The organism is Salinicola sp. CR57 (genome assembly GCF_003206585.1).
Taxonomy (GTDB): domain Bacteria; phylum Pseudomonadota; class Gammaproteobacteria; order Pseudomonadales; family Halomonadaceae; genus Salinicola; species Salinicola lusitanus.
In genome coordinates, this window is record NZ_PZJL01000006.1 from 125,798 (window position 1) to 148,793 (window position 22,996).

At 63.3% G+C, this 22,996-nt stretch carries 26 protein-coding genes; 20 read left to right on the forward strand and 6 right to left on the reverse strand.

Going from position 1 to position 22,996, the window contains the following annotated elements; translation table 11 throughout:
• Nucleotides 1-135 precede the first annotated feature (135 nt).
• Together DOM56_RS10615 and DOM56_RS10620 are read left to right on the forward strand one after the other, a co-directional pair.
• Entirely contained in the window at nucleotides 136-1,812 is a 1,677-nt protein-coding gene (locus tag DOM56_RS10615; RefSeq protein ID WP_198655764.1) for an ABC transporter substrate-binding protein, read from the forward strand.
• A 174-nt stretch (nucleotides 1,813-1,986) separates the two neighbouring features.
• Nucleotides 1,987-2,820, forward strand: coding sequence for an HDOD domain-containing protein (locus DOM56_RS10620; RefSeq protein ID WP_157958210.1), 834 nt, complete (start codon nucleotides 1,987-1,989; stop codon nucleotides 2,818-2,820).
• A gap of 39 nt (nucleotides 2,821-2,859) precedes the next feature.
• Here DOM56_RS10620 and DOM56_RS10625 read toward each other — a convergent pair whose 3' ends face one another.
• The 4 genes from DOM56_RS10625 to DOM56_RS10640 all read right to left on the reverse strand — a co-directional run bounded on the left by DOM56_RS10625 (nucleotide 2,860) and on the right by DOM56_RS10640 (nucleotide 6,055).
• Complete coding sequence (locus DOM56_RS10625) at nucleotides 2,860-3,330, reverse strand: GAF domain-containing protein (protein ID WP_110708742.1); 471 nt, start codon at nucleotides 3,328-3,330, stop codon at nucleotides 2,860-2,862.
• Nucleotides 3,331-3,450: 120 nt separating this feature from the next.
• Nucleotides 3,451-4,251 (reverse strand): MetQ/NlpA family ABC transporter substrate-binding protein, encoded by an 801-nt coding sequence (locus tag DOM56_RS10630; protein ID WP_110708743.1) that lies wholly within the window; start codon nucleotides 4,249-4,251, stop codon nucleotides 3,451-3,453.
• A 126-nt stretch (nucleotides 4,252-4,377) separates the two neighbouring features.
• The gene (locus DOM56_RS10635; protein WP_110599271.1) at nucleotides 4,378-5,031 is read right to left on the reverse strand and encodes a methionine ABC transporter permease; all 654 of its coding nucleotides are present in this window, start codon (nucleotides 5,029-5,031) and stop codon (nucleotides 4,378-4,380) included.
• Nucleotides 5,012-6,055 (reverse strand): methionine ABC transporter ATP-binding protein, encoded by a 1,044-nt coding sequence (locus tag DOM56_RS10640; protein WP_110708744.1) that lies wholly within the window; start codon nucleotides 6,053-6,055, stop codon nucleotides 5,012-5,014. The genes DOM56_RS10635 and DOM56_RS10640 overlap by 20 nt, the downstream gene beginning before the upstream one ends.
• A 358-nt stretch (nucleotides 6,056-6,413) precedes the next feature.
• Between DOM56_RS10640 and DOM56_RS10645 the strand changes: the two genes are divergently transcribed.
• On the forward strand, nucleotides 6,414-7,004 hold the full coding sequence (locus tag DOM56_RS10645) for a malonic semialdehyde reductase (RefSeq protein WP_110708745.1): 591 nt from the start codon (nucleotides 6,414-6,416) through the stop codon (nucleotides 7,002-7,004).
• A 25-nt stretch (nucleotides 7,005-7,029) separates the two neighbouring features.
• On the opposite strand, the gene rutR is transcribed toward DOM56_RS10645, so the two are convergent.
• The gene (gene rutR, locus DOM56_RS10650) at nucleotides 7,030-7,686 is read right to left on the reverse strand and encodes an HTH-type transcriptional regulator RutR (protein WP_110708746.1); all 657 of its coding nucleotides are present in this window, start codon (nucleotides 7,684-7,686) and stop codon (nucleotides 7,030-7,032) included.
• A gap of 391 nt (nucleotides 7,687-8,077) precedes the next feature.
• Here rutR and rutA point away from each other — a divergent pair, with 391 nt between their 5' ends.
• The 17 genes from rutA to DOM56_RS10735 all read left to right on the forward strand — a co-directional run bounded on the left by rutA (nucleotide 8,078) and on the right by DOM56_RS10735 (nucleotide 21,012).
• On the forward strand, nucleotides 8,078-9,181 hold the full coding sequence (gene rutA / locus DOM56_RS10655; RefSeq protein ID WP_110708747.1) for a pyrimidine utilization protein A: 1,104 nt from the start codon (nucleotides 8,078-8,080) through the stop codon (nucleotides 9,179-9,181).
• Nucleotides 9,178-9,930: a pyrimidine utilization protein B gene (gene rutB, locus DOM56_RS10660; RefSeq protein ID WP_110708748.1), complete on the forward strand. Its 753-nt coding sequence runs from the start codon at nucleotides 9,178-9,180 to the stop codon at nucleotides 9,928-9,930. The genes rutA and rutB overlap by 4 nt, the downstream gene beginning before the upstream one ends.
• A 50-nt stretch (nucleotides 9,931-9,980) precedes the next feature.
• Entirely contained in the window at nucleotides 9,981-10,367 is a 387-nt protein-coding gene (gene rutC / locus DOM56_RS10665; protein WP_110708749.1) for a pyrimidine utilization protein C, read from the forward strand.
• A 43-nt stretch (nucleotides 10,368-10,410) separates the two neighbouring features.
• Nucleotides 10,411-11,184: a pyrimidine utilization protein D gene (rutD, locus tag DOM56_RS10670; RefSeq protein WP_110599285.1), complete on the forward strand. Its 774-nt coding sequence runs from the start codon at nucleotides 10,411-10,413 to the stop codon at nucleotides 11,182-11,184.
• Between the two features lie 42 nt (nucleotides 11,185-11,226).
• A complete protein-coding gene (locus tag DOM56_RS10675) occupies nucleotides 11,227-11,787 on the forward strand; it encodes a flavin reductase (protein ID WP_110708750.1) in 561 nt (186 codons plus the stop codon).
• A gap of 121 nt (nucleotides 11,788-11,908) precedes the next feature.
• Complete coding sequence (locus DOM56_RS10680; RefSeq protein WP_110708751.1) at nucleotides 11,909-13,423, forward strand: NCS1 family nucleobase:cation symporter-1; 1,515 nt, start codon at nucleotides 11,909-11,911, stop codon at nucleotides 13,421-13,423.
• 283 nt (nucleotides 13,424-13,706) lie between these two features.
• On the forward strand, nucleotides 13,707-14,315 hold the full coding sequence (locus DOM56_RS10685; RefSeq protein WP_110708752.1) for a riboflavin synthase subunit alpha: 609 nt from the start codon (nucleotides 13,707-13,709) through the stop codon (nucleotides 14,313-14,315).
• A gap of 170 nt (nucleotides 14,316-14,485) precedes the next feature.
• Nucleotides 14,486-15,037, forward strand: a complete 552-nt coding sequence (locus DOM56_RS10690; RefSeq protein WP_110599292.1) for an adenine phosphoribosyltransferase — start codon at nucleotides 14,486-14,488, stop codon at nucleotides 15,035-15,037.
• 74 nt (nucleotides 15,038-15,111) lie between these two features.
• Nucleotides 15,112-15,600 carry a xanthine phosphoribosyltransferase gene (gpt, locus tag DOM56_RS10695; protein WP_110599294.1) on the forward strand — a complete coding sequence of 163 codons (489 nt, stop codon included), beginning with the start codon at nucleotides 15,112-15,114 and terminating at the stop codon, nucleotides 15,598-15,600.
• Between the two features lie 18 nt (nucleotides 15,601-15,618).
• Nucleotides 15,619-16,308, forward strand: a complete 690-nt coding sequence (gene ung, locus DOM56_RS10700; RefSeq protein WP_110708753.1) for a uracil-DNA glycosylase — start codon at nucleotides 15,619-15,621, stop codon at nucleotides 16,306-16,308.
• A gap of 57 nt (nucleotides 16,309-16,365) precedes the next feature.
• A complete protein-coding gene (gene upp, locus DOM56_RS10705) occupies nucleotides 16,366-16,995 on the forward strand; it encodes a uracil phosphoribosyltransferase (protein WP_110599299.1) in 630 nt (209 codons plus the stop codon).
• A complete protein-coding gene (gene mobA / locus DOM56_RS10710) occupies nucleotides 16,992-17,612 on the forward strand; it encodes a molybdenum cofactor guanylyltransferase MobA (RefSeq protein ID WP_198655753.1) in 621 nt (206 codons plus the stop codon). The genes upp and mobA overlap by 4 nt, the downstream gene beginning before the upstream one ends.
• Nucleotides 17,605-18,183, forward strand: coding sequence for a molybdopterin-guanine dinucleotide biosynthesis protein B (mobB, locus tag DOM56_RS10715; RefSeq protein WP_110708754.1), 579 nt, complete (start codon nucleotides 17,605-17,607; stop codon nucleotides 18,181-18,183). Before mobA ends, mobB begins: the two co-directional genes overlap by 8 nt.
• Nucleotides 18,184-18,315: 132 nt before the next feature.
• Nucleotides 18,316-19,098 (forward strand): cyclic pyranopterin monophosphate synthase MoaC, encoded by a 783-nt coding sequence (gene moaC, locus DOM56_RS10720; protein ID WP_110709324.1) that lies wholly within the window; start codon nucleotides 18,316-18,318, stop codon nucleotides 19,096-19,098.
• Nucleotides 19,099-19,114: 16 nt separating this feature from the next.
• On the forward strand, nucleotides 19,115-19,576 hold the full coding sequence (gene moaE / locus DOM56_RS10725; protein ID WP_110708755.1) for a molybdopterin synthase catalytic subunit MoaE: 462 nt from the start codon (nucleotides 19,115-19,117) through the stop codon (nucleotides 19,574-19,576).
• Nucleotides 19,573-20,562 carry a GTP 3',8-cyclase MoaA gene (gene moaA, locus DOM56_RS10730; protein ID WP_110708756.1) on the forward strand — a complete coding sequence of 330 codons (990 nt, stop codon included), beginning with the start codon at nucleotides 19,573-19,575 and terminating at the stop codon, nucleotides 20,560-20,562. The genes moaE and moaA overlap by 4 nt, the downstream gene beginning before the upstream one ends.
• 159 nt (nucleotides 20,563-20,721) lie before the next feature.
• On the forward strand, nucleotides 20,722-21,012 hold the full coding sequence (locus DOM56_RS10735) for an H-NS family nucleoid-associated regulatory protein (RefSeq protein ID WP_110599309.1): 291 nt from the start codon (nucleotides 20,722-20,724) through the stop codon (nucleotides 21,010-21,012).
• 195 nt (nucleotides 21,013-21,207) lie between these two features.
• Here the strand turns inward: DOM56_RS10735 and DOM56_RS10740 are convergent, their stop codons facing one another.
• On the reverse strand, nucleotides 21,208-22,806 hold the full coding sequence (locus DOM56_RS10740) for a ribonuclease J (RefSeq protein WP_110708757.1): 1,599 nt from the start codon (nucleotides 22,804-22,806) through the stop codon (nucleotides 21,208-21,210).
• Between the last annotated feature and the right edge of the window lie 190 nt (nucleotides 22,807-22,996).

Here is a 22,996-nt window from a genome sequence, read left to right on the forward strand (position 1 = left end):
TTGCTCTTCGGATAGCGCCAAGACAGGAAATGCAGCATAACAACGAGGGTTAACGCTATGTTCGATATCAAGCACGCCAGATCGCGACGCCGGACGCCACTGGGCATCGGCATCGGAGTCGGCCTTGCAGGGCTGATGGCCGTCTCGGGGACGGCGATCGCCGACCAGTATCAGGATGCCGCCAAACGCTGGCTGAGTGACGAGTTCAAGACCTCGACGCTCACACCCGAGCAGCAGATGGCCGAGATGCAGTGGTACATCGACGCTGCCAAACCGTTCCGTGGCATGCAGATCAATGTCGTCTCGGAGACGCTCACCACCCACAAGTACGAATCCGAGGTCCTGGCCCGCGCCTTCAGCGAGATTACCGGCATCCAGCTGAAGCACGACCTGATTCAGGAAGGGGACGTGATCGAGAAGCTGCAGACCCAGATGCAGTCCGGTCGCAACATCTACGATGCGTACGTCAACGATTCCGACCTGATCGGTACCCATTTCCGCTACGGCAAGGTGGTGCCGATTTCCGACATGATCGCCGGGGATGCCGCCGAGGTGACCTCGCCGACGCTGGATCTGGATGATTTCATCGGGCTCTCCTTCACCACCGGACCGGATGGCAAGGTCTACCAACTGCCCGACCAGCAGTTCGCCAACCTCTACTGGTTCCGCGCCGACTGGTTCGACGATCCCGATCTCAAGGCGCGATTCAAGGAAAAATACGGTTACGAATTGGGCGTGCCGGTGAACTGGTCGGCCTATGAGGATATCGCCGACTTCTTCACCAACGACGTCCATGACATCGACGGCCAGCGTGTCTATGGCCACATGGATTACGGCAAGAAGGATCCCTCGCTGGGCTGGCGCTTTACCGATGCCTGGTTCTCCATGGCCGGGGCCGGCGACAAGGGGATTCCCAACGGCCTGCCAGTGGACGAGTGGGGGATTCGGGTCGAGGATTGTCGGCCGGTGGGCTCGAATATCACCCGCGGCGGCGCCACCAACGGCCCGGCCGCAGTCTTCGCGACCCAGAAGTACATCGACTGGCTGCACGCCTATGCGCCACCGGAAGCCCAGGGCATGACGTTCTCGGAAGCGGGGCCGGTACCGGCACAGGGCAATGTCGCCCAGCAGATCTTCTGGTACACGGCGTTTACCGCCGACATGACCCAGCCGGGTCTGCCGGTGGTCAACGAGGATGGCACGCCCAAGTGGCGGATGGCGCCGTCACCGGTGGGTCCGTACTGGGAGGATGGCATGAAGAAGGGCTACCAGGACGTGGGTTCCTGGACCTTCATGAATTCGACGCCTGAAAAGAATCGACTCGCCGCCTGGCTCTATGCCCAGTTCGTGACCTCGAAGACGGTCTCGCTGCAGAAGACGCTGGTGGGACTGACGCCGATCCGTGAGTCCGACATTCGCTCCCAGGCGATGACCGATGCCGCACCGAAGCTGGGTGGTCTGGTCGAGTTCTACCGCAGCCCGGCGCGTCTGCAGTGGTCGCCGACCGGCACCAACGTGCCGGACTATCCCAAGCTGGCCCAGCTGTGGTGGCAGTACATTTCCCAGGCGGTCAGTGGCGAGACCAGTGCGCAGCAAGCCCTGGATGGACTGGCGGATGCTCAGGACCGGATGATGGAGCGTCTCGAGCGGGCCAATGTCCAGCCAAAATGCGGGCCCAAGCTGAACGAGCCGCGCGATGCGCAATACTGGCTGGATCAGCCCGGCGCGCCCAAGCCCAAGCTCGACAACGAAAAGCCGCAAGGCAAGACCGTACCCTACGACGAGATGGTGAAATCCTGGCAGAAGAGCTGAGGGTAGAGACCGATATCTCATAGTGATGATTGCTGTCGCCTGGGCGGCGACCTTCCCGCCGGTTCTCCGGCGGGATTTTTTTGTCGGTGCGAATCGTGGCAGGCCTATTCTGACCCCGGCCTCACGACTTTTGGCCGGACGATAGATAACATGGGAGGACAGCAGGAGTGGAACATGTCACTGAATTCGCTTTTCGAGCACATCCATCAGTTACCTAGCGTACCCGCCGTGGTTGGCGAACTGATCGCCAGCCTTGATAACGACAGGATCAGCATTCATCGGGTGTCGGCCACCATCCACAAGGATCCCAGCCTGAGCCTCAAGCTGCTGCGCTCCGCCAACTCGGTGAGATACGGCGTGGGGCGCAATGTGGCGACGATCGACGATGCCTTGCTGTTGCTGGGTTTCGATCGCGTGCGCACGCTCGTCATCGCTTCTGGCATGGTCGGCATGCTCAAGGAAGTGCCCGGACTCGATCGTAAGGCATTCTGGCGCGAGTCATTCATGGTCGCCAACCTCAGTCGCACGATCGTTCGTCATAGCCAGTTGGATGATCTGGCACCGGAAACGGCATTTACCTGCGGCATCCTGCATCACGTGGGGTCCGCCTTGATGCATATCGCCCATCCGGATGTCATGCAGCGCATCGATGCGCTGGTGGCCCAGGGGGCCCCCCGCACCGAGCTGGAAGCCAATCGATTCGGTTACACGTTCAGTGAAGTGGGCGCCGAGCTGGGCCGCCGCTGGCGCTTCCCGGAGACCATCTGCAATGCGCTGACCTACCAGGACAAGCCTCTGGATGCCGTGCCTTTCTCGCCGTATGCCGCTGCCGTGCACCTGGCGATCGGACTCTACCAGAACATCGCCAGCGGGCGCCGGGAGGAGCACGCCCTGGGCGAGATGCCGCGGGAGGTTCGTCGGCCTTTGGCACTGGACCTGTTGGCGCTCTACGAGGCTATTCTGCAGCTGGTGCGCTCGGACGACGAACTGGGCGTCTTCCTGGATTGAGACCGGCTGTCTTGCCAGGCAGGAGGATGGCGAGCGATCTCAGGTAGCCGGGGTGTTCGCCAGGTCGCTGGCGGCGCCGAACACTCGACATAGGCGTTCGATGCCGGCCTGGTCCTCGCGGCTGAAGCGCGCGGGCAGCGGGCTGTCGATATCCAGCACCCCCCAGAGGTCTTCGCCGACGACAATCGGCACCACCAGTTCGGAACGTGAGGCGGCGTCGCAGGCGATATGATCCGGGACGGCGTGGACGTCGTCGACGCGCTGGGTCTGGCGCGAGCGTGCGGCGGCACCACAGACGCCCTTCGAAAACGGAATCGGGTTGCAGGCGGGCAGGCCCTGGAAGGGGCCGAGGATCAGCGTCCCGGGCTGACGCTGGAGATAGAAGCCGACCCAGTTCAGGTCGTCCAGCGCCTGCATCAGAAAGGCGCTGGTCTGGGCGGCATTGGTCAGCCAGTCGCGGGTGTCCAGAAGTGCTGCCAGTTGACGTTCCAGGGAGGCGTAATCGGTCATCTTGGATCTCCTGCGGGGATGGGGGCGGCAAGGGCGAGACGGAAACGAAAACCAGCGCCTCGGCGCTGGTTTTCGTGGTGGTCATGACCGTGTCTCGTCATGCGCGTGACAATGACGTGGTCACTTCCAGCCGGGAACGGCACCACCCTGGAATAGCTCCTGGGCCTTGTCGGCAACCGCGTCTGACTGGTACGCCTTGACCAGATCCTGGATCGCCTCGCGATCCTGATCGCCTCCGCGCACCACGATCAGGTTGACGTAGGGGGAGTCCGGACCTTCCTTGATCAGCGCGTCATCCAGTGTCAAACCGGCCGGCTGGGTGAAGGTGCTGTTGATGAAGGCCATGTCGACGTCCTGAAGTACACGCGGCATCTGGGCGGCCTCGATCTCCTTGAACGAGTAGTCGTGCGGGTTCTCGGTGATGTCGATCGGCGTCGCTTCCAGATTCTCGGCATCGTCGAGCGTGATCAGTCCATGCTTGTCGAGCAGGATCAGCGACCGTCCTTCATTGGTCGGGTCGTTGGGTACGGCGATCGTCGCACCGTCGGGCAGGTCGTCGATGCTGTCGTACTTGGCGGAGTAGGCACCGATCGGGTAGACGAACGTCTTGCCAGCGATGGCGAAGTCGTAGCCGCGATCGTTGACCATCGACTGCATGTAGGGTTCGTGCTGGTAGGCGTTGGCATCGAGGCTGCCGTCGGCCAGCGCGGCATTGGGCGTCACGTAGTCGGTGAACTCGACGATCTCGACGTCGAGGCCGTACTTCTCCTTGGCGACCTGCTTGGCCACTTGCATCACGTCGGTCTCGGGGCCCGCCATGGTACCGACCTTGATGGTATCTGCGACGGCGTGTGCAGCACCGGCGGCCAGTCCGAGACCGAGTGCGGCGACGCTCAGCGTGCGTGTCAGTGAAATCGGCATTTGGCGAAATTCCCCCTGTTGAGTGAGACGTGGGCGCGGCTCCTGCGCCCGGTGATGCCGAAATATAACGGAATAACGGCCATCACGGTAATTCATTCTGGTTATTAAACTAGTGGGGCGCGACGATCACTTGTGATCGCTCTTGCGCACCAGATAATCCCCCAGGCTCTGAAACAGCTGGACCATGACCACCAGCACCACCACGGTGATCAGCATCACCGTCGGGTTGAAGCGGTTGTAGCCATAGCGAATGCCCAGGTCGCCCAGGCCACCGCCGCCCACGGCACCGGCCATGGCAGAGTAGCTGACCAGGGCGACGATGGTGATCGTCAGGCCGTTGATGATGCCGCCACGGGCCTCCGGCAACAGCACCTTCAGGATGATCTGCATCGGCGTGGCGCCCATCGACTGGGCCGCTTCGACCAGCCCCGGCGAGACCTCGTTGAGCGCGCCCTCGACCAGCCGGGCGACGAACGGGATGGCAGCGATGGTCAGCGGCACGGCAGCGGCGTTGGTGCCGATCGAACTGCCGACGATCATTCGAGTGAACGGTATGATCGCCACCAGCAGGATGATGAACGGGACCGAACGGCCGACATTGGTGACTACACCGAGCACCGTGTTGACCACCGGCTGCGCCAGGATCTGGCGCGGTCGCGTCACGTAGAGCAGTACCCCGAGCGGGACCCCGGCCAGCGCCGACAGAATGCCGGCGACGGCCACCATGTAAAGCGTCTCGAGCGTGGACTGCCAGACGAGATCAATCAGTGCGCTGGACATGGCCCAGTACCTCCACATGCAGATCAAAGGATTCCAGGGTCGTCAGGGCCTCACGGGTCTGCACGTCGCTTCCCATCAGCTCGGCGATCATCAGGCCCAGCGTGCGCCCCTGAATGGACTCGACCTTGGCCTGCAGAATGCTGACGTCGATGCCGTGTTCCCGCGCCAGCCGCGAGATCAGCGGGGTGGCGACGCTGTCGCCCGAGAACGTCAGCCGCACCACCGGGTGCGTGTTCGTTCCGGCTTCCGGCTCGAGACGCTCGATCAGGGCCTGCGGCGCTTCCAGCTTGAGAAAGTCGTTGAGGAACTCTCGTCCCAGCTGGGTGGCGGGCGCGGTGAAGAAGTCGCCCACGTCGGCGTCCTCGACCAGACGTCCGTCGGAGATCAACCCCACGCGATGACAGATGGTCTTCACCACCTCCATCTCGTGGGTGATCAGCAGGATGGTCAGCCCAAGCTGCTGGTTGATCTCCTGCAGCAGTGACAGGATAGATGCCGTCGTCTGCGGATCGAGCGCCGAGGTCGCCTCGTCGCACAGCAGCACCTTGGGCCGGCTGGCCAGGGCGCGAGCGATGGCCACGCGCTGTTTCTGGCCGCCTGAGAGCTGAGCGGGATACTGCTTTGCCTTGTCCGCCAGCCCTGTCATGTCCAGCAGCGGCAGCACGCGTTCGCGGATGGCCTGGCGCGATTGGCCCATCAGCTCCAGCGGCAGAGCCACATTGTCGTAGACGGTGCGATTGGTCAGCAGATTGAAATGCTGGAAGATCATGCCGCATTGGTGCCGTGCCTGGCGCAGCGCGGCGGCATCCATCGCCGTCAGCTCCTGCCCGTCGATGACGACGCGGCCGGCGGTCGGGCGCTCGAGCAGGTTGACGCAGCGGATCAGCGTCGACTTGCCGGCGCCCGAGAGGCCGATGACGCCGTGAATCGTGCCCTTGGGAACCTGCAGGTCGATCTCTTTCAGCGCCTGCACGGCCCCGGGTCCGCTGCCGTAGGTTTTGGAAACGTTGTCCAGTGTGATCATTGGGCGTGTCGAAAGCGTCTGTCTGGGTGTCGGGGCGGCGGGGCGGTTCGGCGCGACTTCAGTGCACCACCGGCAACGGCCCCGCGTCGATGAGCGCGATAGTATACGGATCTCGCGGGGCCGGGGCGACCGCGGTCGTGGGGCGTACCTCACTGCGTCGGAGCCGGTGGCATCCGTCGTCTTGAGAACCTGGCGATGGCCAGGGCGGGAGACGGACCGGCGGGACGCCCCGTGCAGTTAAAGGTTGCCATTCCGTCAGGGCATTGCTTGTATCGGTGGGGCACGGCGAGCTTGCGAGCGTCGCTCGCGCGAGGCTTCTATTGGCACCCCTTCATGCATGGCCACCGGGAGATGACAGATGATGCAGACATTGGACGATCAGGTACTGGATCAGTTGTTCAGGACAGCACGCACGCACAGTGCGTGGCAACCTCGTGATGTTACCGAGGAGACGCTGCGCAGGCTCTACGACATGGTCAGGATGGGGCCGACGTCGGCCAATTGCTGTCCGGCGCGGTTTGTCTTCGTACGCTCCACGGCGGGCAAGGACAAGCTGTTGCCGTGCGTTTCCGCCGGCAACGCCGACAAGACGGCGACGGCGCCCTGCACGGTCATCGTCGCCTACGACAAGCGCTTCTACGATCAGCTGCCGACGCTCTTCCCCCACACCGACGCCCGTAGCTGGTTCACCGGTAGCGAGGCATTTGCCGAGCAGACGGCGCTACGCAACAGTTCGCTGCAGGCCGGGTATCTGATCCTGGCGGCGCGGGCGATGGGGCTGGATACCGGGCCGATGTCGGGCTTCGATCCCGAGGCGGTGGACCAGGCGTTCTTCGCCGGCACCGACTGGACCGCCAACATGCTGGTCAACCTGGGCTACGGGGATGAGGCGGGTCTCAAGCCACGACTGCCACGGCTGGCATTCGAGGAGGCGTGCCAACTGGCTTGAAGCCGGCCTCCGGATGGGCCGCGAGTCAGTCGTCGGCGTTCGTCCGGGGGAGTAGACCGCCCAGCACGATGCGCGTGATGTTCTCCACTGTCGCGTCGAAGAAGGCCGGATCGGCGAGCGTTCTGCCGGAAATCGCCTCGATCTGGACGGCGAAGTCGGCATAGTGCTGGGTGGTTCCCCACACCAGGTATATCAGGTGGTGTGGGTCGACCGGCAGCAAGCTTCCCCGGGCGATCCAGCCCTCGATCACTCTCGATTTTTCCTCCACCAGCAGGCGCAGGTTGCTCTGCAGATCTTCCCGCAGCAGCGGCGCGCCCTGGATCATCTCCAGGCAGAACAGCCGGGATGCCTGGACATGATCCCGCGACAGTTCGACCTTGATTCGGATGTAGTCGCCGATGGCGGTCTCGGGAGACTGCTCGGCGTCGAGGGCGCGTATCGGCTCCAGCCAGGTGTCCAGGATCTGTTGAAGGACGGCGACGTAGAGCTTCTCCTTGGACGGAAAATAGTAGAGCAGGTTGGTCTTGGAGACGCCGGCCTGATCGGCAATGGCGTCCAGGCTCGCGCCGCGCAGGCCGAACTGCGAGAACAGCGCCAGGGCCGCATCCCGAATCCTTTGCTTGCGGGCTTCGCTGGCGGCGGCGCGATGGCCGGTCGGGGCTGCGGGGGTGATGGACGTCATGATCAACCTTCGTGAATCCCGCGACCGGCCATCGGGATTTCGCTGGCATGTCGCGGCTGCGTATGTGAGAGCGGTCGTAAGGGACCGGGATTTTATCACGCCCCAGGTCGCTAGCGTCATCTACCCGATGTTCCCGGTTCACGCGCGAAATGGCCTCCTCACGTGCACTGAAACGGCGCGGGCGCCACGCGTCCCGCATCATGGTCGCGCATTCCGAGATCCTTTCCAGACCAATTGGTCCGGTGGCTTGTCGTCTGTGGCCGGCAAGCTCTTGAAAGCGGATGGATAAGCTCGGGTTGGCACGTCGGTTGTAAAGGATTGGTCAGGCGTCGGCAGCATCGCAGTGCCGCGATGGCCGACAACTCGCTCCGATACGACGACGAGGTGGCTCATGCAACTAGGCGTCTTCATTCCCATCGGCAACAACGGCTGGCTGATTTCCGAAAACGCGCCGCAGTACCTGCCGACCTTCGAGCTCAACAAGGCGGTGACGCAGAAGGCCGAGGGTTACGGCTTCGAGTTTGCGCTGTCGATGATCAAGCTGCGCGGTTTCGGCGGCAAGACCGAGTTCTGGGAGCATGCCCTGGAATCCTTCACCCTCATGGCGGGGCTCGCCGCGGTCACCTCGAAGATCGACCTCTACGCCACCGCGGCGACGCTGGTGATGCCTCCGGCCATCACCGCGCGGATGGCCGCGACCATCGACTCGATCGCGCCGGGGCGTTTCGGCATCAACCTGGTGACCGGCTGGCAGAAGCCGGAATACAGTCAGATGGGGCTATGGCCGGGCGATGACTATTTCGCCAAGCGCTACACCTATCTCGACGAGTACGCCACGGTACTGCGGGAGCTGCTGGAAACGGGGCACAGCGATCTCGAGGGCGAGTTCTTCCAGATGGAGGACTGCCGGCTGAGCCCGCGTCCGGAAAAGGGCGTGAAGATGGTCTGCGCCGGACAGTCGAGTGCCGGGATGGCGTTCACCGCCAAGCACGCCGACTACAGCTTCTGCTTCGGCAAGGGGTTGAATACCCCGACCGCGTTTGCGGCAACGGCCGAGCGTCTCGCGGCTGCCGGCGAAGAGACGGGTCGTCAGGTCGCCTGCTATGTGCTGTTCATGGTGATCGCCGACGAGACCGACGACGCTGCCATGGCACGCTGGGAGCACTACAAGGCGGGTGCCGATCAGGAGGCGCTGGATTGGATGGCCGACCAAGGCAGCCAGGACAAGAGCTCCGGCAAGGATACCAACGTGCGCCAGATGACCGATCCGACCTCGGCGGTCAATTTCAATATGGGCACGCTGGTCGGTTCCTACGAGAACGTGGCGCGCATGCTCGACGAGATCGACACGGTGGAGGGGGTCGGCGGCGTGATGTTGACGTTCGACGACTTCCTCCAGGGGCTCGATACATTTGGTGAGCGGGTGCAGCCGCTGATGAAAACGCGGGTGGGCGTGGCCGGTGCGGCGACGCCGGTACCGGAGGCGCTGGCATGAGCGAACTCGAGTCTACCGTCGCTTCCCCGCCTGTCGTCCGGCGCGGCAGCGTGGCCGCCGCCGACGAGATCGTGCTGGCCGGCCGCCCCGAGGCGATCGCCATGCCCCGCGCCGAAACCGCGCTGATCGTCGTCGACATGCAGAACGCCTATGCCACGCCGGGCGGTTATCTCGATCTGGCCGGCTTCGATGTCTCGGCGACCGGGCCCGTGATCGAGCGTATCGCCAGCGCGATTCGCATCGCCCGGGCCGCGGGGATCACGGTGATCTTCTTTCAGAACGGCTGGGACGCGGCCTATGTCGAAGCGGGCGGGCCGGGCTCTCCCAACTGGCACAAGTCCAACGCGCTCAAGACCATGCGCCAGCGCCCGGAACTTCACGGCAAGCTGCTGGCCAAGGGGGGCTGGGATTATGCGTTGGTGGACGCACTGAAGCCCCAGACCGGCGACATCGTGCTGCCCAAACCCCGCTACAGCGGCTTCTTCAACACGCCGCTGGATAGCATCCTGCGTTCGCGGGGCATTCACCATCTGCTGTTCACCGGCATCGCGACCAATGTCTGCGTCGAGTCGACGCTGCGGGATGGCTTCTTTCTCGAGTACTTCGGCACCGTGCTGGAAGACGCCACCTATCAGGCCGGCCCACCGGCGGCGCAGAGCGCCGCCATCTTCAATATCGAGACTTTCTTCGGCTGGGTTTCCTCCGTGGACGCCTTCGAAGCTGCTTGCGCCAACCATGCCTCGACCTAACCGATTGGCACGACTCCCGCTCCCTCCCTTTCGACAACAGGATCGTAACCATGCCCAAGACCAGTGTGATTCCCGCCGGCTCCGGTGTACCGCTGGCGCCATTCGTGCCAGGCAGTCAGGCCGACAACATTCTGTACGTCTCCGGCACGCTGCCGTTCGACAAGGACAACAACGTGGTTCACGTCGGTGACGCCGAGGCCCAGACCCGTCACGTGCTGGAGCTGATCCGAAGCGTGGTCGAGACCGCCGGCGGCAGTATGGACGACATCACCTTCAACTCGATCTTCCTGCGCGACTGGGACGACTATGCGGCGATCAACGCGGTCTACGCGGAGTTCTTTCCCGGTGAAAAGCCGGCGCGCTACTGCATTCAGTGCGGTCTGGTGAAGCCGGACGCACTGATCGAGATCGCCTCGGTGGCCCATCTGCCCCGATGAAGCGAAGTCACTCTCCACTGCCGTGCTGACCATAGGCCTGACCATGCACCACGAAATTCTGGGACGCGATGATCCCGACGCGCCGACGATTCTGCTCTCCGCCGGACTGGGTGGCGCCGGCCGTTTCTGGGAGCCGCAGCTGGCCGCGCTCGAGGCCACCCACCGGGTGGTGATCTACGACCATCTGGGCACCGGCAACAGCGCCGCCGAGCTGCCGGCCGGCTACGCCATCGACGACATGGCGCGGGAGGCGCTGGCGCTGCTGGACGGTCTGGGTATCGAACGGGTCGATTTCATGGGGCACGCGCTGGGCGGCCTGGTGGGGCTCCAGATGGCCCTGCTGGCGCCCGCTCGTCTCCATCGGCTGATCGTGATCAATGGCTGGAGCCGAGTCGACGTGCAGAGCGAGCGCTGTTTCCGCGTGCGTATCGCGCTGCTCGAGAAGTGCGGCGTGCAACCTTATCTGCACGCGCAGCCGCTGTTTCTCTACCCGGCGGACTGGCTCTCGGCGAACCATGATCGACTGCTGGCGGAAGAGGCCCATGCGCTAAAGCATTTTCCGGGGGAGAACAACGTGCTGGCGCGTATCGGCGCGCTGTCGCGCTTCGATATCGACGCGCGACTGGGTGAAATCCAGGCGCCGACGCTGGTGATCGCCGCGCGGGACGATCTGCTGGTGCCGTACCTGCGCTCCGAACGTCTCGCTCGGGCGCTGCCTCATGCGCGTCTGGAGATGTTCGACTACGGCGGACACGGTCTGACGGTGACCGTGCCGGAAGCCTTCAATGCCGCCATGACGCGTTTTCTGGCGGCGTGACTCTGCCGCCACGGCGACAGGCGGCCCAGCGGAGATAGGCCCATGGCATTACGACAGCAACACGTATCGACCCACGCAACGGAAGCCGAGCATCGCGATGTCGACTCGGAGAAGGCGCCGCCGGTCTCGGCGGCTGCGTTTCGCCAGGCGATGTCCCGCCTGCCCACCGCGGTCAACCTGGTCACCACGGACGGGCCGGGCGGTCGCGCCGGGTTCACGGCCTCGGCGGTGTGCAGCGTCACCGACGATCCACCGACACTGCTGGTCTGCATCAATCGTCGCGCCTCGGCCTACGCCGTCTTCGCCGACAATGCGCTGCTCTGCGTCAACGTGCTGGGTGCCGAGCATGAGGCGGTCTCCAACGCCTTCGGCGGCAAGACACCGATGGCGGAGCGCTTTGCGCGGGCGGAGTGGACCACGCGAGCCACCGGTGCGCCGGTGCTGGTCGACGCGCTGGCTCACTTCGAGTGCCGGATCAGCCAGCGCGTGGCGGTCGGCACCCACGAGGTGCTGTTCTGCGAGATCGAGGCGATGGCGAGCGGCGATGGCCGCGAGTGCCTGCTCTACTTCGATCGACAATATCATCGGCTGCCGACTCGGTAGCGCTATCGGGCCATCGCTCGAGCGGCGTCGTCGAACACGGCGCTGCCGCCTCGACGGTCGCGACTCGGTCCCGGGCTGAGCGCAAGCGGTGAAAGAGTCCAACGGAATCGGGAGAACAACAATGACGACATCCGTTTCTCGCATGGTCGAACGTGACGGCAAGGTCGAGCTCATGCTCGGCGACGACGTCCGCGACAGTGCCTGTTTCAATCATGATATCGCGCCAACGGCGGCGGGCGAGCGTACCTGGTCGAAGTGGAATATCGCGGCGCTCTGGGTCGGCCTCTCGATCTGCGTGCCGACCTACACGCTAGGCGGCGTGTTGACGGCTTACCTCGGCCTCGGCGTCGGCGAGGCGCTGGTCACCATTCTGCTCGCCAACGTGATCCTGTTGGTCCCGTTGACGCTCAATGCCTTTCCCGGCACGCGCTACGGCATTCCTTTTCCGGTGCTCCTGCGCTCGTCGTTCGGGATTCGCGGCTCCAACGTGCCATGCCTGATTCGGGCCCTGGTGGGCTGCGGCTGGTTCGGCATCCAGACCCTGTTCGGCGGTCTGGCGATTCATCTGCTGCTGTCGACCGTCGTGCCACCGTGGCAGGCGCTGGGCGGATGGGGCCAGGTCGTCGGCTTTTTCGTCTTCGGGGCGATGAATCTCTGGGTGGTGATCCGCGGGGCTGAGTCGATCAAGTGGCTGGAGACCCTGTCGGCGCCGCTGTTGCTGCTGGTCGCGGTGGGGTTGATGGTCTGGGCGCTGCCTCACGTCTCTCTCGGCGATCTGATGGCGCAGCCGCCGTCACGGCCGGAGGGCGCGTCGGTCACGACCTATTTCCTTTCCGGCCTGACGGCCATGGTCGGGTTCTGGGCGACCCTGTCGCTGAACATCCCCGACTTCAGCCGTTTCGCCAGGAGCCAGAAGGATCAGATCGTCGGCCAGGTGATCGGGCTGCCGTTGACCATGTTCTTCTTCGCCGCGCTGGGCGTGGTGATGACCGCTGCCTCCGCGACGCTGGTGGGGGAGACGGTTTCCGACCCGGTCACGCTGATCGGCCATATCGACAGCCCAGTATGGGTATCGATCGCGATGGTGCTGATCGTGATCGCCACGATCTCGACCAACACGGCGGGCAATATCGTCTCGCCGACCAACGATTTCCAGAACATCGCGCCCAAGCTGATCAATCGCACCGGCGGCGTGCTGCTGACGGGCCTTGTCGGCACATTGTTGATGGGGTACGACCTGCTGCAGAAGGCCGGGGTGATCGTCTCGGATGTGACGCTCGAAAGCCTCTACTCCAACTGGCTGCTGGGCTATTCGAGCCTGCTGGGGCCGATCGCCGGGATCATGGCAGTGGACTATTTTCTGATCAAGCGCCAGCGGTTGGACCTGATCAGTCTCTATCGTGATGGCGGTCGCTATCCCGCGATCAATATCGCCGGCTTCATCGCCTTCGGCATTCCCGTGACGTTGACCCTGGTCTCGTTGACCACGGGCCTCTGGCAGTGGTTCTACGACTACGGCTGGTTTACCGGCTCGGCGCTGGGCGCGCTCGTCTATTACGTGGCGGGCAGGGCGTTGGACAGGACTCCCAGCGTGGGATTTGGGGCGCCGTCCGCGGATCGAGCCTCGCTGGGCTAGCGCGGCTGGGGCCTCCGGTCGAGAGGACCATGCGCCAAACCAGGCCACCCGTTCGGGTGGCCATCAACGCTGGACGTACCCTGTTGGTGATACTGCCCGACCACCGGCGCGCCCGTGGTCTGGAACCGACCTGTGCGATGCATGGCGGGGCAACCCGTGGCCCGCTAGGGCGTGGTCAGTTTCAGGACTGGCATGGACAGCGTGCTAGAATTCCCGATCTCTGCCGCCGAGGGCGAGGGTATCTGTCGCCTCGGCGCGTCATCCGTTGAGGCCAGGAGGGGGCATGTTTACCGGGATCGTGCAGGATGTGGGAACCGTGGTGGCGATCGAGACGCGTGAGCAACTGCACACGCACGTGGTGTCGATGTCGCCGGCGATGCGCGAGGGGCTGATGCTGGGTGCGTCGGTCTCCCATAACGGATGCTGCCTCAGCGTGACGGCGATCGAGGGCGAGAACGTCAGTTTCGATCTGATGCGCGAGACGCTGCGCTTGACCAACCTGGGGGACCTGGCTCCCGGGGATAGGGTCAACCTCGAACGTGCGGCGCGTTTCGGCGACGAGATCGGCGGTCACTCCATGTCCGGTCACGTCATGGCGATGGCCCGATTGGTGGAGATCGACGAGGCGCCGAACAATCGCCGGTTGTGGTTCGAGCTGTCGCCCGAGCTGGCGCGGTTCGTGTTCGACAAGGGGTATATCGGGATCGACGGGATCAGCCTGACGGTCGGCGCGGTCGAGGACGGGCGCTTCTGCGTCAATCTGATCCCGGAGACCCTGGCGAGGACCACGATCGGAGACCGTTTGCCCGGGGACCGGGTCAATATCGAGATCGATCCCCAGACCCAGGCGATCGTGGAGACGGTGGAGCGAGTGCTGGCCAGCCGTCGTTGAATGGCCGGCCTGGCTGAAGGCGACTCTCCCCCGGCGCTGAACGCCATCGCTGGCCCCGAGCAGGTCGCGCTGCGGCGTTGGCTTGGGTAACATGGGCGCCTTTGCGCCAGGATTTACCGTTCCGCGAGGGGCACCCTCGGGCGCCGTGTTCGGTCAATGGAGTTTCTTCGATGAGCAGCAGCATCTATGGCGACTATATCAAGTCGGTCATTCGCACCGTGCCCGACTGGCCACAGCCAGGCGTCAATTTTCGAGACATCACGCCACTGCTCCAGAACAGCGCTGCCTTCCGCAAGCTGATCGACAGTTTCGTGCACCGTTACCAGGAACTCGAGGTCGATGCGATCGCGGCGATCGACGCGCGAGGGTTCATCGTCGGTGCGCCGCTGGCCTACGAGCTGGGCTGCAGCTTCGTGCCGGTGCGCAAGAAGGGCAAGCTGCCATTCCGGACCATCAGCGAAACCTACACGCTGGAGTACGGCGAATCGACGGTCGAACTGCATGCCGATGCCTTTCGCGAGCAGGATCGTATCGTGCTGATCGACGACATCATCGCCACTGGCGGTACCATGCTGGCGGCCGCATCGCTGATCCAGCGCAGCGGTGGCCATGTCGTCGAGACCGCGACCATCCTCGATCTGCCGGAGCTGGGTGGCTCGGCCAAGATTCGCGAAGCGGGCTACAGCGTCTTTGCGGTATGCAGCTTCACCGAGGACGAATAGGCCGCTCGTCACCCAACGCGAGCCACGACGCCGTCATCGCCCGATGGCGGCCCGACCCATTGACTGGACCCGCCATGACCGCCAATCGTTACCAGCATCATTTCACCGTCTCCTGGGACCAGATCCACCGCGACGTCAGGGCGCTCTGCCATCGACTCGTCGAGCGCGACTTCGTGGGGATCGTTGCGATCACCCGCGGCGGTCTGATCCCGGCGGCGTTGATCGCCCGCGAGCTCAACATCCGCCTGATCGATACCGTCTGCATCAAGAGCTACGACGAGCAGTCGCAGGGGAAGCTGGACGTGATGAAGGGCGTCGAGCACGATGGCGACGGCTGGCTGCTGGTCGATGATCTGGTCGATACCGGCAAGACGGCGCGTGCCGTGCGCGACATGCTTCCGAAGTCTCATTTCGTCACCGTCTACGCCAAGCCCGAGGGGCGACCGCTGGTCGATCAGTACCTGACCGAGGTGGCACAGGATTGCTGGATCCAGTTCCCGTGGGATCTGGGGCACGCCTACGTCGAGCCGCTGGTCGATCAGGTCCGTCCACCCAAAACCTGACCGCTGCGGAGTGCATCCATGGCCCAGTCGCCGTTACCCGATAGCTGGAACGCCCATCTTGGCGACGAATTTCGCGCCCCGTACATGCAGGCGCTGCGTGAGTTTCTCGCCCAGGAGAAGGCGGCCCACAAGGTCATCTATCCCCATTCATCCCACTGGTTTCGCGCCTTCGAGCTGACACCGCTGGAGCGGGTCAAGGTAGTGATCCTCGGTCAGGATCCGTACCACGGGCCCCACCAGGCCCACGGGCTCTGCTTCTCGGTACGTCCCGGGGTGCCGACCCCGCCGTCGTTGCAGAACATCTACAAGGAGCTGGCCACCGACGTTGGCACCACGCCAGTGAACCACGGGTTTCTCGAGAGCTGGGCGCAACAGGGCGTGATGCTGCTGAACAGTGTGCTGACGGTCGAGCAGGGCAATGCCGGCTCCCACCGCAACCGCGGCTGGGAGACGTTTACCGACCGGGCGATCCAGACCATCAACGAGCACTGCGATGGCGTGGTGTTTCTACTCTGGGGCAGCTACGCCCAGAAGAAGGCGAGCTTTGTCGATCGTGGCAAGCATCTCGTGCTTCACGCGCCGCACCCGTCGCCGCTTTCCGCCCATCGCGGCTTCTTCGGCACACGCCACTTCTCTCAGGCCAATGCCTTCCTCGCCGAGCGTGGCATCACGCCCATCGACTGGCAGTTGCCCGCCAGCGTCGCCTGACCCCTGGCAGGTCGCGTACAATATCGCGGTTATCCCATTCTGACGAAGGCGCCGATCATGAGTGTGCACCCCATCTCCCACCCCCTGGTCAAACACAAGCTTGGACTGATGCGGGCGGCCGACATCAGCACCAAGAGCTTTCGCGAGCTGGCCTGCGAGGTGGCCAAGCTGCTGACCTACGAAGCGACCCAGAATCTGGAGATGGAGCCGGCGACGATCGAGGGCTGGAACGGCTCCCCGATCGAGGTCGAACAGATCAAGGGCAAGAAGGTCACTATCGTCCCTATCCTGCGCGCGGGCCTGGGGATGCTGGATGGCGTCACCGATCTGATCCCCAGCGCGCGCATCAGTGTCGTGGGTCTCTACCGCAACGAGGAGACACTGGAGCCGGTGCCCTATTTCGAGAAGTTCGTCAGTGCCCTGGACGAACGCCTGGCGATCGTGATCGATCCCATGCTGGCCACGGGCGGCTCGATGGTGGCAACGCTGGACATGCTCAAGGAGCGGGGCTGCCAGCAGATCAAGGTTATCGTGCTGGTCGCGGCGCCGGAGGGCATCGAGCGGGTAGAGAAGGCGTATCCCGATATCGAGATCTATACGGCCTCCATCGATGAACGGCTCGACGAGAATGGCTACATCGTGCCGGGGCTGGGTGACGCCGGCGACAAGATCTTCGGTACCCGGTGATCGAACGCGCCGATGTCACGGGGGTGCTGCTGGCCGGTGGCCGCGGCCAGCGTATGGGCGGCGTGGACAAGGGGTGGGTAGACCTCGATGGCCGGCCGCTGGTCGCGCAGGCGGTGCAGCGGCTATCGCCTCAGGTCGATCGCGTCGTCATCAGCGCCAATCGCCATCTCGATCGCTATCGCCGACTGGGTCACGCCGTCGTCACGGATACGCTTCCCGGCTATCCGGGGCCACTGGCCGGGGCGCTGGGCGCGCTGCGGGTGGTTTCCACGCCATGGATACTGCTGATTCCGGTGGATATGCCTTGGCTCCCCGTCGACACCTTGGCCAGGCTTGCTGGCGGAATCGGCGAGGCGGATATCGCGGTCGCCCACGATGGCGGACGATTGCAGCCCCTGGTGGCACTGATACGCAGCTCCCTGGGCGCTGACTTGTCGGAGTGGCTGGCGGCCGGCGGCGGCCGGGTTGTCACCTGGTACGATCGGCACCGCTGGGTTCAGGTCGATTTCCCCGGCCTGGAAGCGCAGTTCGCCAACCTCAACACTCCCCACGAGGTGGCGCTGGCGGAGCGCGCCCAGGCCGGTCACGCCAGCTCTCCGGATAGCTGCCATGAATGAAACCGCCGACGCGCTCGCCTGTGACATTCCTCTTCTGGGCATTGCCGCCTGGAGCGGAACCGGCAAGACCACGCTGCTGGAGATCCTGTTGCCCCTGCTTCGAGCGCGGGGCTGGCCGGCAGCCGTGATCAAGCATGCCCATCACGACTTCGACATCGACAAACCCGGTAAGGACAGTCATCGCCTGCGCGCGGCGGGAGCGACCCCCATGGTGGTGGCCTCCGGCCGGCGTTTCGCGCTGATGATGGAAACGCCTGGGCAGCAGGAGCCGGACCTGCCGGCGCTGGTGGCGCAGGTCGCCAGCTTGAAGCCGAAGCTGATCCTGGTCGAAGGGTTCAAGACCTGGCCGATTCCGAAGCTGGAACTGTATCGCGGCGAATCCGGTCAAGCGTGGGCGGCTGAACAGGATCCCTGGATACAGGCCGTGGCTTACAAGCCGGGCGAGATCTCCTCTGAAGCCCTCGTCCGCCTGCCGTCGAGGCTGCCCCGTCTGGATCTGGACGATCCGGAGTCGATTCTGGCCTGGATCATCGATTGGGCCGCTGCCTGGCAGCCCAAGGCACGACCCTGAACGACCGACGTCTTCACCGCGCGTATCGTTGCATCGCCGGTATCTGGTGTCGGCGGTGCGGCAGGCACCGGGGCGGGGATCACGCTACACTTGATATCTGATTCAATGATGGAAAAACGAGGCGAGTTCAGCATGACACTCACGCATCTCAATGCGCGTGGCGAAGCCCACATGGTCGATGTTGCCGACAAGCAGGAGACGCGGCGTGAGGCCCGAGCCCGAGGTTCGGTTCGCATGCAGGCTTCGACCCTGGCGCTGCTGGCCGACGGCGATCTGCCCAAGGGCGACGTGCTGGCCACGGCGAGAATCGCCGGCATTCAGGCGGCGAAGCGGACCCACGAGTTGATTCCGCTTTGTCATGCGTTGGCCTTGTCCAAAGTCAGCCTCGAATTCACCCTGGACGCTGAGGAAAGCTGCGTGCATGTCGAGGCATTCTGCCGCCTCAATGGGCGCACCGGCGTGGAGATGGAGGCACTGACGGCTGTTTCCGTGGCCTGCCTGACGCTCTATGACATGTGCAAGGCAGTCGACAGGGGGATGATCATCGATGGAGTCCGCCTCGAGCAGAAGCGCGGCGGCCGCTCGGGAGAGTGGTCGCGACAGGCTGCATCCGAAGCGTCGCCGCCAGCGACCGGGCGGGAGGACGCCGTCTCGCCAACCAGAACGCTGAAGGTGCAGTTCCTGGCAGAGCTCAGAGAGCGTTTCGAAACCGCCGAGTACACGTTGGCGTGGGAGCAGCTCCCCTCGGCCGATATCGCCGGCGTCAAGCTGGCGCTGATCGAGCGGGATGGCAAGTTCAAGGCCCTGCTGGGCCAGCGCGTTCTCTGCGCTCGCAACGAAGCCATGAGTCAGGACGGAACCGCCATCTCCCCGGGAGACGAGATCGCTTTCTTCCCGCCGGTCACCGGTGGCTGAGGCTGGAGAGTTCGCCATGAAGATTGCGATCAGCGTGCAGAAGGCGACGTTCGACACCGAAGCGGAGCAGCGTCGGTTGACGGCGGGGCGTCTCGATATCGGTGCCATCGTCAGTTTCACGGGTCGAGTCAGGGACACCAACGAGAGACCCGGCGTCACCGCCCTGACGCTGGAACATTTCCCTGGCATGACGGAAAAGTCGCTCCATGAAATCGCACTCGAGGCCGGGGAGCGCTGGACGCTTCAGGCTGTCACCATCATTCATCGCGTCGGATGTCTCCAACCCGGGGACGCCATCGTGCTGGTCATGACGGCCAGTCCGCATCGTCGCGCCGCCTTCGAAGCGTGTGATTTCATCATGGATTATTTGAAAACTCGGGCCCCTTTCTGGAAAAAAGAGCACACCGACAGTGGCTCTTACTGGGTGTCCGAGCGGCAAAGCGATCACGAGGCCGCGGATCGCTGGGAGCTCTCATGACCGATTTGATCGACAAGTTTTCACGTCCCGTCCGTTATGTCCGTATCTCGGTAACGGATCGGTGCGATTTTCGATGCGTCTACTGCATGAGCGAAGAGATGACGTTCCTGCCACGTGACCAAGTGCTGTCGCTGGAGGAGCTCTATCAGGTAGCGCGTGCCTTCACTGAACTCGGGGTGGAGAAGGTCCGGTTGACCGGGGGCGAACCGTTGGTGCGAAAAGGCATCGACGATCTGGTCGCCCAGATCGGCAGTTTGCCGGGATTGAAGGATTTCGCCATGACGACCAACGGCGCCGGACTGCGCCGCCACGCCCAGGCGCTTCATGGCGGGGGCATGACCCGCCTGAACGTCAGCCTGGATTCCCTCGATCCCGAAAGATTCAAGCGATTGACGCGAACCGGAGACCTGGAAAAAGTCGTCGACGGGATTCACGCGGCTCAGGACGCTGGCTTCGAGAAAATAAAGCTCAACGCGGTGGTACTGCGTGGCCGTAATGACGACGAAGTCCTCGATTTGGTGGAGTTCGCCCGTAACGAAAAGCTGGATATCAGCTTTATCGAGGAGATGCCGTTAGGCGACGTGTCGGATCACTCGCGGGGAGAAACATTCTATTCGAGCGATGAGGTTCAGACGCGAATCGAATCCCGCTATCCCCTCATGCCGTCACCCGAGACGACGCTGGGTCCTTCACGTTATTTCCGCATGGCCGACAGCGATTCTCGTGTCGGCTTCATATCGCCCCATAGCCACAACTTCTGCAGTACCTGTAACCGGGTTCGTGTCACCGTAGAAGGCCGATTGTTATTGTGTCTGGGAAACGAGCATTCCGTGGATCTGCGCGAAACCCTGCGGCGCTATCCAGGTCAACTGCAGCCGCTCAAGGAGCAGATTGTAGCGGCCATGGATTTGAAGCCGGAGCGTCATCATTTCTCCACGGATGGCGATGTACAGGTCGTTCGCTTCATGAATATGACGGGCGGTTAACACGCTTTCTCATCGGTCCTTGGGTCATTTGTGAGAATAAAGGCACGCAAATTATGCGTGCCTTTTTGATTTAATTTCTTGCCAACAAGGGGGGTGAGAATATACTTTCATCAAAACAACCGGTGTAATGCCGTATTGGAATCCAGCAAGGAGAGGACGATGTCCACCGAGTCATTGGAACGCATCGCTCGCAATAAGAATGTGGCTCGTGCCGCCGCGCGTCAGTTGAGCATGGAGCAACTGCACAAACTGTCGGAAGTCATCGGGGAAGTGATCGAGCAGAAACAGCAGGAAGATCATGAGCGCCAGAAAGAGGAAGCCGACAAGCAGAAGAAGTTGGCCGAGATTCGAGAGGCGATGAACAACGCCGGACTGTCGATGGACGATCTGGTTGGCGAGCAGCCTCGCAAGCGTCGCGGTCGGCCGCCCAAGAACGCTAGCAAGAACTGAGACAAGGTCACGCTCCCCGGGCGGCTCTACCTGGATTCATCCCGCCCGGGTAGTTCCTGAAAAGCGCGTCTGCCAAATGGCAGGACGCGCTTTTTCGTTTCTGGCTCCCTCTTTTTGTGCTTCGCAAAGTGCGTCGTGGCTCGGAGCAATCGACCATGTCCGACGCGGCTTTCTCCTCACGCGGCCTCCTTTGCGCTAGGGGGCCGTACGCACTTCGTACTCCGGCTGCGGATCGGCGGGCATTAGTTGCAGATGAATCTCCAGAGAGGTAGGCAGGCGTTCGTGGAGCCACTCTCGCAACGGCCCGAAGAGTTGCTGGCGGAGCTGGAGCAGCGTCTCCGCCGTGATCGCGTCTATGCGCTCATCCAGCCAGTCAGCTAGTGCATCTTCATCCAGCGGAAGGGATATCTCGCTGTCCCATATCATCTGCCCGATGCGGGTCCATCCGGTAGCCGTCGGCAGGACATTCAACGCAATCGACAGCGACTTGTCATGGCGCCGGGCCGACACCGGATTGGTGCGCTCCCCGGGGCGCATTCTTGAGGCAATCAACCGAGGTCTGAGATGGTGTGTGCCGCTGGGGACCAGGGTCTCTGCATCCAGAGATAGCACGACACCATTCTTGGCCAGTTGAGGAACATGAATGTCCATGGTCGAAGCCAACTCGCGGTGCGCTTGCTGGTGGGAAGCCTCTCCATGGACCGGTAACAGCATTTTCGGTCTAAGCCACCGGTAGAGCTGGCGCAGCTCTTCACGAGCCGGATGCCCCGAGGCGTGAAGCGCGGGATCGGTGTGCTCGTCATGGACATTGACGCCAAGACGCTTGAAGCCGGCCTTGAGACGCGCGATGGGGCGCTCGTTACCGGGGATGGCGCGAGCCGAGAAGATGACGTCGTCGTCGGCCAGCAGATCGAGAGCCGGGTGTCGTCCCTGGGACAGGCGAGACAGTGCGGAGCGAGGTTCGCCCTGGCTCCCGGTGGCGATGATGAGAACCTCCTCGGCATAAAGGTAACCCAGGTCATTCGCCGGGACCCGTGGTGGGAAATCGTCGAGATAGCCCAGTTGGGTGGCGATGGAAACCATGCGTTCCATCGAGCGTCCCAGCAGCGCCACGCGACGATTGGTGCGCTCGGCAATCGCGCCCAGCGCCTTGATGCGAGCGATATTGCTGGCGAAACAGCTGACCACGACGCGTCCCCGGCACTCCCGGATGACCGACTCCAGCGCCTCGGCCGCTTCCGCTTCACTTCGGGAGTGCCCTTCGACGTCGGCATTGGTCGAGTCGGCCACGACGAGGTCCACCGGTGCCAGCGCCTGGAACTGGGCGGCGGAGAATGGCGCTCCGATGAGAGGGCGTTCATCCAATTTCCAGTCACCGGTATGCAGCACCTTGTGGCGCGGCGTGATGATGGAAAGGGCGCAGCTCTCCGGTATCGAGTGGGTCACTGGCAGGAAGGTCACGCCGAAAGGGCCGGCAGCCACCCGTGTGCCGGGCTGGATGGGCTTCAGTGCATCGACTCTCAGGCCCTGCTCCGAGAATTTGGCCCGCAACATCTCGATGGCCAGAGGCGTGGCGTAGACCGGGCAGTTCCAGCGAGGCCATATCCAGGCCAGGGCGCCGAGATGATCCTCATGACCATGGGTGATGAACACTGCAGAGGGGACCATCGCATTCGCCGCCAGATGGTCGACATCGGGGATCTGCAGGGGCTGATCGGGGAGGTCCTGGCGAATCGTCATGCCGCAATCCACGGCAATCCAGTGGCCGTCATAGCCATAGAGCGACAGATTCATGCCGATTTCACCGCATCCCCCCAGGGGATGGAATAGTAGCGGCGGATAAGTACGAGGGCGGATCTGTGCGCGCGGACGGAACATCGGCATCCTTGAAGGAGGAAATCTCGTTCCACTATAAGTCATGCGTCTCGACCCGCTCAAACGGGCGCAGACGCTGGTCGACGCTGACGAGTAGGGTACAATGCGC